This window comes from Mycobacterium sp. NAZ190054 (assembly GCF_001545925.1).
Classification (GTDB): Bacteria; Actinomycetota; Actinomycetes; order Mycobacteriales; family Mycobacteriaceae; genus Mycobacterium.
The window spans coordinates 1-767 of the sequence record NZ_LMVQ01000502.1; the positions used below are offsets into that span (position 1 = coordinate 1).

Here is a 767-nt window from a genome sequence, read left to right on the forward strand (position 1 = left end):
AGTCATCGATCTTCCACCCTGCCAGATCGTCCCTCGGTCGTGCGTCCAGCGCCGCCCGGAACGACCCCATCGCGTCGATCAGCGCGGTGAACACCCGGTGCGCGGCGACCAGATCGCTGTCGGACAGACCGGCCAGCGCCGCGTGGGCGTGCTCGTCGAGGGGGGTGAAGAACTCGCGTGCGACCCGCATGCCCTGCTCGGCGACGCGCAACATCACCTTGCGCCGATCGCTGGGATCGGAATCACGCAGCAGATGGCCCGAGGAGATCAACCTCTCAACCAGGTAGGTGATCGCCGCACCGGATGTTCCCATCCGCTGTCTGAGCTCGCCCGCTGTCAGCGGCGCACCCGCCTTCTCGGCGACGATGACGTACAGCAACGCCCGGAAATCGTTGGGGGTCAACGCGTTCAGCCCGGCGAAGCGGTGCCCGATCTGGTCCGACTCCGCGGTCAGGGCTCGAACATCCGCGGCGATCACCGCCTGGAGCGCCGCCCGGTCGACATCCTGCACGCGCTCACCATACCGAGGATCTTTTCAGTTGATTAATTGTTAATATTCTGAAACGTTGGTCTGATGCGCCGTCGGTACCCGTGGGTGGTCGCGCTCCTGGTCGTCCTCGCCTCCGGCGCCCTGCTCGGACTGTCCGACAGCGATCTGGTCGCCGCGCACCGGGTGTTCACCGCGCTGATCGACGCGATGGGGTCGTTCCGGGCGGCGCTGGACGCACGACCGAGGGACGATCTGGCAGGGTGGAAGATCGATGACT

The 767-nt window shown here is 66.1% G+C and carries 1 protein-coding gene and 1 pseudogene; one reads left to right on the forward strand and one right to left on the reverse strand.

The window, feature by feature from the left end:
* Positions 1-511, reverse strand: a 511-nt coding sequence (locus ASJ79_RS25045; RefSeq protein ID WP_067961326.1) for a MarR family winged helix-turn-helix transcriptional regulator, incomplete at its 3' end; no start/stop codon positions are given.
* A 63-nt stretch (positions 512-574) separates the two neighbouring features.
* Between ASJ79_RS25045 and ASJ79_RS25050 the strand changes: the two are divergent.
* Positions 575-767, forward strand: a pseudogene (locus ASJ79_RS25050) (hypothetical protein); the annotation flags it as partial.